The organism is Pseudomonas sp. 14P5.3.2, assembly GCF_057799175.1.
In genome coordinates this window covers 19,929-30,110 of record NZ_JBYOKU010000058.1, presented here as the reverse complement: position 1 = coordinate 30,110, position 10,182 = coordinate 19,929, and the positions used below count along the sequence as shown (strand labels likewise).

The following is a 10,182-nucleotide window of genomic DNA, read 5'->3' as shown; positions in this document are numbered from 1 at the left end:
GTTTGGATTTTTTTTTTTCCTTCCCTTCTTTTTTTTCCCCCCCCCCCCCCCCCCCACCACCCCCGCTCCCACAGGAGATTTGTGGTGTGTGAGGGAGATAACTCAGGCACAAAAAAACGGGAGCCCTTGAGGACTCCCGTTTTTTGTATTGCCGATGCAATCACTTCGCCTGGTAAATGATCCCCGGGCTGCACTGAACCATCTGGTAATGATCCGGCAAACCGTTCAGCGCTTCGGAAGCGCCGAGGAACAGATACCCGCCCGGCTTCAGCGTGCTGTGAATACGCAACAGGATGTCTTTCTTCACCTCGGCGGAGAAGTAGATCAGCACGTTGCGGCAGAACACGATGTCGAACTTGCCAAGACTCGCATAGCTGTCGAGCAGGTTGAACGAGCGGAACTCCACGCGATTCTTGATCGGCGCCTTGACTGCCCAGCGCCCCGGCCCTTTCGGGTCGAAGTAGCGCTGCAGACGATCGGCGGACAAACCGCGACCGATCGCCAGACTGTCGTACTCGCCGGTCTTGCAGTTGTTCAGCATGCTGCCGGACAGGTCGGTGGCAACGATCTGCACACCCATCTTCAACTGACCGAGGTTGCTGCGCTCGAACTCATCGATCGACATCGACAGCGAATACGGTTCCTGACCCGACGAGCACGCCGCCGACCAGATCCGCAGACGCTGGTTGGGACTGGCCTTGATCGCCTCGGGCAGCACCTTGTTCTTCAAGACTTCAAACGGATAGGTGTCACGAAACCACAGGGTTTCGTTGGTCGTCATGGCATCGACCACCTGCTCGCGCAAACCGCTGCGCGGCTGGGTCTGGATGCGCTGTACCAGCTCACCCAGGGACTTGATGCCTTGCTGCTCCATCAGTTTGTTGAGACGGCTCGAGACCAGGTACTGCTTGTTTTCACCGAGCAAAATGCCACAGGCTTTTTCCAGGAAGACCCGGAACTGTTCGAAATCCAAATTACCCGTAGACAATGATGCCGCCTCTTAAATCGTGTTGACCGCCAGGGGCAGAAGGCCCCTAGCTGATATCTGCTGCTTTGATCCGGTCGACTACCCGGGATGCCAGGTCATCAGGACGGAATTTGGCCAGGAAGTCATCGGCACCGACTTTCTTGACCATCGCCTGATTGAAAACCCCCGACAACGAAGTATGCAGGATGATATGAAGCTTTTGCATGCGCGGGTCGCTGCGGATCTCCGCCGTCAGGGTGTACCCGTCCATCTCCGGCATCTCGATGTCGGAAATCATCATCAGGAACTCTTCTTCCGGCTTCTTGCCCTCATCGACCAGCTTGCGCAGATAATCCAGCGCCTGCTTGCCGTCGTTCAGCGCCACCACTTCGACACCGACCGTCTGCAGGCAACGCGTGACCTGCTTGCGCGCCACCGACGAGTCATCGACCGTCAATACCCGCAGCGACAACGCCTTGCTCTGGGTCTCGACATCGACCACACCGACCGAAATCGCTTCCGGCGTCGGCGCGACTTCCGCCAGCACCTTCTCGACGTCGATGATTTCGACTAACTGATTGTCGACTCGAGTCACAGCGGTCAGGTAATGATCGCGCCCCGTGCCCTTGGGCGGCGGATGGATCTCTTCCCAGTTCATGTTGACGATGCGCTCCACCGAGCGAACCAGGAAACCCTGGGTCTTGGTGTTGTACTCCGTGATGATCACGAACGGATTTTTCTTGTCTTTCAACGCCCCGGAACCGGTCGCCATTGCCAGATCAAGGATCGGAATGGTCGCCCCCCGAATATTCGCCACCCCGCACACGACAGGACTGGACTTGGGCATCAACGTCAGCGACGGGCATTGCAGCACTTCCCGCACCTTGAACACGTTGATTCCGTAGAGCTGTTGACCGTCGAGACGGAACAACAACAGCTCCAGGCGATTCTGCCCTACCAGTTGCGTGCGCTGGTTCACCGAATCCATTACACCAGCCATGCCCAGACTCCTACACCAACGCCAAGTGTTGTTGCGACGCACATTCATTGCTAAACGGCACGGCGCTTGCTTTTTAACTCGTATGAACGCTCAAACGACATTTTTCCGACGCCTGACCTCCCGCACCCGCAAAGCGTTGTGCGCGACGTCTGCCGTCTGCTTGTTTTTCGCTGGCAGCCCTGCCGGTGCTGATACGGTTACCTTGCCTGACATGCTTATCGGCGTCACTCAGGGCTTTCTTGAGTTCACCGTAGAAGACTATCTGGCTACCAGTCAAACCGAAGGCCGCTACGAAATCGAGGTCAACCAGCTCGATCCACGTATGCGCATGCCTATGTGCGACAAGGAATTGACAGCGTCGCTGGAGAGTCCGGCACGTCCGCTGGGCCGGGTCACGGTCAAGGTCCGTTGCGAGGGAAGCTCGCCCTGGACGGTGTTCGTGCCCGCTCAAGTCCGCCTGTTTCGCGAGATTGTCACCACCACACGACCGCTCAAACGCGCCGGGATTATCGAGCCGCAGGACGTGACCTTGCGTGAACGCGACGTCAGCCAGATCAATCAGGGTTTCCTGACGTCAGTGGATGAAGCCATCGGGCAAAAATTAACCCGACCAACGGTCGCCGATCAGGTCATTACCCTGGTGCATCTGGAACAGGCTGAAGTGGTGCGCAAGGGCGATCAGGTGGTCATCATCGCCCGCAGCGGTACGCTCGCCGTACGCATGCCCGGCGAAGCCCTGGCCAATGGCGGTCTGAAGGAACAGATCCGGGTGAAAAACCTGAACTCGAACCGGGTGATCAAGGCGCAGGTCATCGCGCCGGGCCAAGTGGAAGTGGCCATGTAAAACGCTCACGCAGAAAACTGGCGCCGGCCTCGACGCTTCCCTAAACTGTGCCGAAGCAGGACACGCTTCGACGCATGCAGCTCATTGCAAATGAGCCTAAAGTTTTCCAGGGGATGGCCGAGAACATGGCAAGCGTCCAAATTCCCAGAGGTTTTTAACATGGTCATCGATTTCAGCCGTTTGAACAGCTCCTCGTCACTTACGGGCAGTACACGTACCAGCAACGCCAAGGAAACCGCCGATACCGGCACCTCCGCGCCGCTGAATACCCCGGCCGAAACGGCCAGTACCGTAAAAAGCGGGGAATCGGTACACCTCAGCAATGAGGCTCAACAGTTGCAGAAGGTCACTGACAAGCTGCGCGATCAGCCTGCCGTCGACAAAGCCCGAGTGGCCGAGTTGAAAGCAGCGATTGCCGATGGCAGCTATAAAGTCGACAGCAACCGTGTAGCCAGCAAACTGCTCAACTTCGAAGCCCAGCGCTAGGCTTTTGCCGGCGCCAGGCTTTTGGACGCTTAGAACCCAAGGCCAGCCATGCACGACACTAATTTATTGCAACTGATCACCGACGACTTTGCTCCAGCTCAACAATTGCTGGAGTTATTGCAAACCGAGTCCCTCGCCTTGCACGGTCGCGACATGCCCTTGCTCGAAGATATTCTGGCGCGCAAACAGGCATTGATCATTCTGCTTGAACAGCATGGCCGCAAGCGCAGCGAAATCCTCGCCAGCCTCAATTTGCCGCTTGATCGTCAGGGCCTGGAGCAACTGGCCAGCCAGTCGAGCATTGGCGATCAGTTGCTGTCCCAGAGCGACGTACTGACAGACCTGATTGCCCAGTGCCAGGCGGCCAATGTCAAAAACGGTCAGTCGATCCAGATTCAGCAGGCCACCACGGCCAATCAGCTGAAAATCCTCACCGGGGGCGAGCCACCAGCGTTGTATGACGCCACAGGCACTTTCGCCAAGCCCACCAAGCCGCGTACGCTCAGCCAGGCGTGAGCCATTCGATGTGCCTGCACTATCAACCCGCGAAACATGCTGGCAAAATGCTGGCTAGTCGTAGTCAAATTTTGTCTGGAGATTGAGAAAACGTGCCAAACGCCCTAAGCGCGGATGATACTCCGCAGCCACCAAAGGTGCTGACCACGCCCCTGGAAATCTCCAGCAACCTGCGCCAGCTGCAAGAAAGCCACGATCCGCTGATCATCACCTTTCACGAGCGCAGTCAGCGCTTCCAGAGCTACCTGATCAAGGTTGACCGGGAAACCGCGACGATTGCCCTGGACGAGATGATCCCGCGCGATGGCGAGCGTTTTCTGCTGGCGGGCGAACCGTTCAAGGTCGAAGGCTTCCACGAAGGCGTGCGTATCGCCTGGGAATGCAACGGCACGTTGGACATTGAAGAATCAGAAGGCGACCGCTTCTACACCGGCGAACTGCCGACCGAAGTGGTTTACCACCAGCGCCGCAACGCTTTTCGCGCAGCCCTGAAGCTGACGGACCTGGTCAGCGTTGAACTCGGTGGCGAAAAGCTCAAGGCACCGATCAACGGTAAACTGCTGGATATTTCCGCCACCGGTTGCAAGCTGCGCTTTGAAGGCGACATCACCGACCGCCTGCAACTGGGCCAGGTTTATGACCGCATGATCGCCACCCCGCTGTTCGGCAATCAGCCGACTTCGGTCGAACTGCGTTATCTGCACTTCGAAGAAAAGCTCAACATCACCTTCGCCGGCCTGCGTTTCCACAACATCAGTGGTCAGGCGGCGCGCAACGTCGAGCGCTTCGTTTATCAACTGCAGCGTGAAGCACGCCGGTTCGATAAAGACGATCTGTGATTCGTACAGGCAAATAGAAAGGGCAGCCCCTCGCGGGACTGCCCTTTTTTATGCCAAAAATCTTTCTGCCAGCAACGGACACCTGTGGCGAGGGAGCTTGCTCCCGCTGGGGCGCGAAGCGCCCCCCACCCTTTATCTGGCAAGCGGGGCCTGCTGCGCAGTCCAGCGGGAGCAAGCTCCCTCGCCACAGTTACAGTGTCTGTCTCTGAACAGCCTTACTCTCACCCGACTCAGGGTCTGGCCCCACTGATGTCCGGTGTCGGTTTATCACCCTCATCAACCGAATCAGTTTCTCCCACAGCTTCAGGCTGAACCTCGGGCTCCGGCTCCGGCTCCGGCGTAACCGTGGTCTGCATCTGCTCCTGCACCACCTGCTCATCCACCCGCGGGTCGAGTGCTGCCACCAGCGGCGAACTCGACATGCTGTCCGGCATCGCCACGTGATGCAGCGGTGCGTCGTCGACCTGATGCAGATTGGTCACGGCTTTCGGGCGAATGCGCCACACCAGCACCAGTGCAAAGAAGCTGAAGAACGCGTACAGACTCTGACTGCCGAACAGCTTCATCAGCACACCCGCCAGCAGCGGGCCGATACTCGCGCCGACACCGTAGGTCACCAGCAACATCGCCGTCAGCGACACCCGGCGATCGCCCTCGACGTGGTCGTTGGAGAACGCCACCGCCAGCGGATACAGGCAGAACTGCACCAGTGAACAGAGGAAGCCAACCACAAACAGCACCTCCAGCGGCACCTGCGGCAGGATCGCCAACGGCAACGCCGCCACCGCGAGAAAACCGGCGAAGCAACGGATCAGCAGCGCCCGGTCATAACGGTCGGACAACCAGCCCAACGGCCACTGCACCAGCAGTCCGGCAAAAATGCAGCTACCCATGAACAGACCAACCTGCTCGGTCGACAGCCCCTGCTGCGACGCATACAGCGGCGCCAGACCGTAGAACGAGCCGATGATCAGACCGGCCCCCAGCACCGTGCTCAACGACTGCGGCACCCGCTTGATAAAGAAGCGCGGCTCCATCGGTGCCGGATGCAGTGGCGCCGGGTGGATCCGTCGAGTCAGCGCCACCGGCACCAGACACAAGGCAAAACACAGCGCGACCAGCATCAGCAGTTCCAGGCCGAGGCCCGGGTGCATGACCAGAATCAGCTGACCCAGCACCAGCCCCAGATACGAAGCGATCATATAACCGCTGAACACCAGCCCGCGCTGGTTGGCGTCGGCCTGCTCGTTGAGCCAGCTCTCGATCACCATGTATTGGCACATCATGCCCAGACCGACGATGGTCCGCAGCACCAGCCATGCCGGCAGCCAGTCGACCAGACCATGTCCGAGCACCGCCGCGCCAACGATCCCGGCACACGCCGAATACGCCCGAATGTGCCCGACCCGGGCGATCAGCCGGTGCCCAATCTTGCCGCCCAGCACCAGGCCGAAATAGTTGGCCGCCATCAGCGCACCGACCCACAGCCCATCGACATGGTCAGCGGCCAGGCGCAATGCCAAGTATGTAGATAGAAGGCCCGAGCCGATCAACATCATCAGCGAGGCGAAATACAGCGCTCGAAAGGATTTCCAGATTTGGCGCATCGGCGTTCCGAGCGGCTCCTTGCAGTAAGTATCGGGCTATCCAAACGATAGCCCGATGACGACAGTTCGTCAGGCCTGGGCTGCTAGAACACGCCGTTCCCAGGGAGTGATTTCATCAAAGAAGCTGGTCAACTCCATGGTCTTCGAAGCGATGTAGCCTTCGATGAACTCCTGTCCGAACAGTTCCCTGGCCAATTGGCTACGTTTCAGACGCTCGAGCGCGGCATGCAAGGTACACGGCAACGAAAGATTGTCCGGCACTTCGAATTCGCCCTGAATCGCAGCGCTCGGCTCCAGCTCATGCTCGATACCATGCAAGCCGGCGGCCAGGCTCGCGGCAATCGCCAGATACGGATTGGCATCGGCGCCAGGCAAACGATTTTCGACCCGCCGGGCCACCGGCGAACTGGCCGGAATCCGCAGCCCTGCCGCGCGATTGTCGTGGGACCAGCAGGCATTGTTCGGTGAAGCATACGGGTGACACAGACGCTGATAGGAGTTCACGTTCGGTGCAAACAGTGCGGTGAAATCAGCCATGCCCGCCTGCTGCCCGCCGATGAAATGGCGGAACATTGCGGTCGGCTGGCCGTTCTCGTCGCTGAACACGTTGTTGCCAGTGGCGATCTCGACGATGCTCTGGTGAATATGCATCGAACTGCCCGGCGTGTGTGCCAGCGGCTTGGCCATGCACACCACGCTCAGACCATGCTTGAGCGCGACTTCCTTGAGCAGGTGTTTGAACAGGAAAGTCTGGTCGGCCAGCAACAGCGGATCACCGTGCAGCAAGTTGATCTCGAACTGGCTGACGCCCATTTCATGCATGAAGGTATCGCGCGGCAGACCGAGGGCCGCCATGCATTTATAGACTTCGCTGAAGAACGGCCGCAGACCATTGTTGGAACTGACGCTGAACGCCGACTGACCATCCTCGCGGCGTCCATCCAGGCCTACCGGCGGACGGAACGGCTGAGTCGGATCGGTGTTCGGGGCGAAGACAAAAAATTCCAGCTCGGTCGCCACCACCGGCGCCAGACCGCGCGCGGCGTAACGGGCGATGACTTTTTTGAGTTGGCCGCGAGTCGACAGATTGGAGCTTTCGCCGCTCAGTTCGTCGGCATCGCAGATGGCCAGGGCACGTGGCTCGTCGCTCCATGGCAGAGGGTGAATCATGCTCGGCTCGGCCACCAGTGCCAGGTCGCCGTCATCGCTGCCGTAAAACCGCGCCGGCGGATAACCGCCCATGATGCATTGCAGCAGCACCCCCCGTGCCATCTGCAAACGCCGCCCTTCGAGGAAACCCTCGGCGGTCATCACTTTGCCGAGCGGCACACCGTTCAAATCCGGCGTGACACATTCAATCTCATCAATGCCGGTCAGTCGCTGCGCGAGTGAACGCTGGCCATCGGTTGTCATGACGCAATCCTTGTTATTGTGCGAGCCGCGAACGGCGACCCGTACAAAATAGGCTCCGGCTGTTCGGAATATCAAGCAGCGTCAAACAAAAACCCGGGTCACGGCAGATAAAGGCTGAACACCCCGCCACCCAGTGGTCCGCCATTGCGAATTTCGGTGTGCCCGACCACGCCATTGCGCTGATGCAACGCGGCAATCCGGTTGGCGAAATACAGACCCAACCCGGTGCTGCCACTGCCGTGATTGATGCCCTGCACGTAATCGGCCTGCCGCTCGAGCATCTCGGTCGGGTAGCCGTCGCCGTCATCGTTGATGCTCAACACCAGTTGCCCGGCCTCGTCGCTGACGGTAATCAGCAGCGACTCACGGGCATAACGAATCGCGTTGTTGATGCAGTTGCCCAACACCGAGGCAACCAACTCGCGATCGAAGAAACCCAACGGACTCAGCGGATCGACTTCATAGGTGGCGATGATCCCGCGACTGGCGAACACTTCTTGGTGCGACGCCAGTTGCGCCTCGATGAAATCATCAAGTTCGTGATACGCCGGTTGCAGCGGCATCTGGTTGACGCCGAGCTTGTACAGCCCGAGCAACTGCACCAGCATGCCGTTGAGGTGGGCGAACTCGAAATCGATCACACCCTGCTCCGCCCCACCGCGCTGCCCTTCGGGCAACCGCGCCAGCCACTGGCTGTGGGCCTGCATCAGCATCGCCAGCGAGTTTTTCATATCGTGAACGGTGGAGGCGATCACCGTGGAGAAATCCAGCGCCTGCTCGTCTTGGTTCATTCGCCAAACGCCTTGCTTTTCAGCTTCTGATAACGCGCATAACGCGCGTCGGTGTCGGGCATCAGGCCGACCATTTTCAGGCAGGCCCGACATTCTTCCAGCTCCGTCGACGGCACACTGGTGTCGGTGCCGTGCAGCAGCGACTGGGCCATGTTCAGCGCGATACTGATGTTCTTCGGTTGCAGCTTCAGCGCCTTGCGGAACACCTCGCGGGCCTCCACCAGATTGCCGGTCTTGTACACGCGCACGCCCTGACGGTTGAGGTCGGCGGCGGCGTTGCTCGAACTAAGAATAGTCGGGTCATCGGTGAGCTTGGCGATGTCTTTCATCACTGCCGGATCGTCGCCGTAAATCTCCGCACAGCTCTTGAGCATCGAAGTGCCCGCCTCGGCCTGACCGAGCATCTGCAACTGCTTGGCGACCAGCAACGCCGCCTCGGGACTCATGAACTGCTCCATGCCGTCGAGGCGCATCAGCGCTTGTTCGGTGAGCTTGTCGGCGGTCTCGGCATCGTTGAGCAGCAGACTGGTGGCCTTCATCAAGCGCGCACGAATCTGCAGGCCCGGGTCAGAAGGGTTCTCTTTGGCGACGGCGCTGAGCGTGGTGTTGATCTCCAGCCGCGTGCGCGTGTCGAGACCGCGCTCACTGCCCTTGCTGATCAAGGCATGGGCCAGGCCGAGGTTGCTTTCCGGGTCCTTGAACCGCGACTGCGCGCCCTGCGCCACGGCCTGGCGATAGGCCCGGGACGCGGTGTCAAAGTCTTCGTTGGCCATCGCCAGTTTGCCGAGCAACGCCTGCCGGCGCACCGCCAGCGGAGACAAACGAATGGCCTCCTCAAGCACCCGCTGCGCGCCTTTGGTATCGCCCTCGGCGACCAGCACATCGGCCATGCCGTCATACAGCGCCGGCATCATCGGGAACACCTTGAGCGCTTTTTCGTAGACACCCTTGGCCTGCGCCACTTGCCCACGCTTGAACAACAACTTGCCCAGCCCGGCAAACGCCCACGGCAACGGCCGATCAGCGATGATGCTGTCGTAAAGGCGTTCAAGGGCTTCGTTCTGATTCATGTCACGCAGCGCATCGGCGCGATAACGCAGGCACAGCGGCGAATAACGGATGTCCTGCTTGCACAGCGCAATGCAGGCATTGAGCACCTCGACCGGCTTACCGCGATCAAGGGCTTGCAGAATCGGTTTGAGCAACGTCTTGCGCTGCTCCAGACGCTCCAGGCGCTGCGCCAGGCCGGAGCGGTTGAACGGCTTGGTCAGGTAGGCATCCGGCTCATGCTCCAGGGCACTGAGCACCATCGCCTGACTGGTCTCGGCCGTCACCATGACAAACACCGCTTCATGACTGATGAGCTTTTCCGACATCAGGTCTTCCAGCACCTGCTGGCCGTTCTTCTTGCCGTCACCGAGGTGGAAATCCTGCAGGATGAAGTCATAAGACTTCTGCGCACACATCTTCAGCGCCTGCTCGCCGGTATCGGCGGTATCCACGTCCTTGACCCCCAGCTCGCGCAGCATCGAGCGTACGGAACTGCGGAAATCCGAGAAATCATCGACGATCAGAAAACTCTTTTGGTGATACGACAGCATCGAGGATTTCCAGGCAATTGAAGTGAGGGCAATTTCAGGCGCGCAGATGATAGCTGCCGGCCAAATGCTATCAAGCGATTTCACGCGACTTTTAAGTCACCGAGTGAGTTATCGGCCA

At 59.3% G+C, this 10,182-nt stretch carries 10 protein-coding genes; 4 read left to right on the top strand and 6 right to left on the bottom strand.

From position 1 onward, the window contains the following. Positions 1–160: 160 nt before the first annotated feature. Both cheR and AC27VU_RS28130 read right to left on the bottom strand, forming a co-directional pair. The gene (cheR, locus tag AC27VU_RS28135; RefSeq protein WP_003227220.1) at positions 161–988 is read right to left on the bottom strand and encodes a protein-glutamate O-methyltransferase CheR; all 828 of its coding nucleotides are present in this window, start codon (positions 986–988) and stop codon (positions 161–163) included. Between the two features lie 46 nt (positions 989–1,034). Further along, positions 1,035–1,967, bottom strand: coding sequence for a chemotaxis protein CheV (locus tag AC27VU_RS28130; RefSeq protein ID WP_003227223.1), 933 nt, complete (start codon positions 1,965–1,967; stop codon positions 1,035–1,037). 82 nt (positions 1,968–2,049) lie between these two features. On the opposite strand from AC27VU_RS28130, the gene flgA reads away from it, so the two are divergent. The 4 genes from flgA to AC27VU_RS28110 all read left to right on the top strand — a co-directional run bounded on the left by flgA (position 2,050) and on the right by AC27VU_RS28110 (position 4,652). Next, positions 2,050–2,811 (top strand): flagellar basal body P-ring formation chaperone FlgA, encoded by a 762-nt coding sequence (flgA, locus tag AC27VU_RS28125; RefSeq protein WP_080593261.1) that lies wholly within the window; start codon positions 2,050–2,052, stop codon positions 2,809–2,811. 159 nt (positions 2,812–2,970) lie between these two features. Next, on the top strand, positions 2,971–3,297 hold the full coding sequence (flgM, locus tag AC27VU_RS28120; RefSeq protein WP_003227226.1) for a flagellar biosynthesis anti-sigma factor FlgM: 327 nt from the start codon (positions 2,971–2,973) through the stop codon (positions 3,295–3,297). Between the two features lie 48 nt (positions 3,298–3,345). Next, positions 3,346–3,813, top strand: coding sequence for a flagella synthesis protein FlgN (locus tag AC27VU_RS28115; protein ID WP_025112926.1), 468 nt, complete (start codon positions 3,346–3,348; stop codon positions 3,811–3,813). A 92-nt stretch (positions 3,814–3,905) separates the two neighbouring features. After that, positions 3,906–4,652, top strand: a complete 747-nt coding sequence (locus AC27VU_RS28110; RefSeq protein ID WP_488725354.1) for a flagellar brake protein — start codon at positions 3,906–3,908, stop codon at positions 4,650–4,652. A gap of 230 nt (positions 4,653–4,882) precedes the next feature. Here the strand turns inward: AC27VU_RS28110 and AC27VU_RS28105 are convergent, their stop codons facing one another. From AC27VU_RS28105 to AC27VU_RS28090, 4 genes are all read right to left on the bottom strand, one after another. Then, the gene (locus AC27VU_RS28105) at positions 4,883–6,259 is read right to left on the bottom strand and encodes an MFS transporter (RefSeq protein WP_488725353.1); all 1,377 of its coding nucleotides are present in this window, start codon (positions 6,257–6,259) and stop codon (positions 4,883–4,885) included. A gap of 69 nt (positions 6,260–6,328) precedes the next feature. Next, positions 6,329–7,570 carry a glutamine synthetase family protein gene (locus tag AC27VU_RS28100; RefSeq protein WP_193774894.1) on the bottom strand — a complete coding sequence of 414 codons (1,242 nt, stop codon included), beginning with the start codon at positions 7,568–7,570 and terminating at the stop codon, positions 6,329–6,331. A gap of 200 nt (positions 7,571–7,770) precedes the next feature. Further along, on the bottom strand, positions 7,771–8,463 hold the full coding sequence (locus AC27VU_RS28095; protein WP_488725352.1) for a sensor histidine kinase: 693 nt from the start codon (positions 8,461–8,463) through the stop codon (positions 7,771–7,773). Then, positions 8,460–10,064 (bottom strand): tetratricopeptide repeat-containing response regulator, encoded by a 1,605-nt coding sequence (locus tag AC27VU_RS28090; RefSeq protein WP_103486421.1) that lies wholly within the window; start codon positions 10,062–10,064, stop codon positions 8,460–8,462. Before AC27VU_RS28090 ends, AC27VU_RS28095 begins: the two co-directional genes overlap by 4 nt. Positions 10,065–10,182: the final 118 nt, after the last annotated feature.

Bases quoted from the DNA above. Each gene is read 5' to 3' on its own strand.
- AC27VU_RS28090 (WP_103486421.1), bottom strand. From the start codon at position 10,064: ATGCTGTCGTATCACCAAAAGAGTTTTCTGATCGTCGATGATTTCTCG.
- AC27VU_RS28130 (WP_003227223.1), bottom strand. From the start codon at position 1,967: ATGGCTGGTGTAATGGATTCGGTGAACCAGCGCACGCAACTGGTAGGG.
- flgA (WP_080593261.1), top strand. From the start codon at position 2,050: ATGAACGCTCAAACGACATTTTTCCGACGCCTGACCTCCCGCACCCGC.
- AC27VU_RS28115 (WP_025112926.1), top strand. From the start codon at position 3,346: ATGCACGACACTAATTTATTGCAACTGATCACCGACGACTTTGCTCCA.
- AC27VU_RS28095 (WP_488725352.1), bottom strand. From the start codon at position 8,463: ATGAACCAAGACGAGCAGGCGCTGGATTTCTCCACGGTGATCGCCTCC.
- flgM (WP_003227226.1), top strand. From the start codon at position 2,971: ATGGTCATCGATTTCAGCCGTTTGAACAGCTCCTCGTCACTTACGGGC.
- AC27VU_RS28100 (WP_193774894.1), bottom strand. From the start codon at position 7,570: ATGACCGCCGAGGGTTTCCTCGAAGGGCGGCGTTTGCAGATGGCACGG.
- AC27VU_RS28105 (WP_488725353.1), bottom strand. From the start codon at position 6,259: ATGCGCCAAATCTGGAAATCCTTTCGAGCGCTGTATTTCGCCTCGCTG.